General features: G+C 29.4%; 1 protein-coding gene. It reads left to right on the forward strand.

Going from position 1 to position 374, the window contains the following annotated elements:
• Positions 1-374 (forward strand): glycosyltransferase family 2 protein (locus ACYVTD_RS17885; RefSeq protein WP_461248960.1); only part of this gene is annotated, 374 nt, incomplete at both ends.

The following is a 374-nucleotide window of genomic DNA, read 5'->3' on the forward strand; positions in this document are numbered from 1 at the left end:
CATTTATAGTTCTTGTTTTTAATGATGAAAAGTATATTTCACGCTGCTTAAACAGCGTTATATCTCAAACATATTCAGACTTTGAATGTTTAATTATTGACGACGGCTCAACAGATAACAGTTCTTCTATATGCGATGAATACGCAAAAAAAGACAAACGAATAAAGGTTTACCATAAAAAAAACGAAGGAATAGGCAAATCACGCCAATATGGGATTGACCGCGTTAACGGTAAATATATTTATTTTATAGACAGCGATGACTGGATTGAATCTTCATTTGCTGCCGATATATTAAATAAAATCAATACGGAAAAACCTGATCTTCTTTTTTTTGATTATTATAAAAACTATACAGATAAAAAAGATATATAT

The sequence above is a fragment of the Treponema sp. R6D11 genome, from assembly GCF_054786075.1.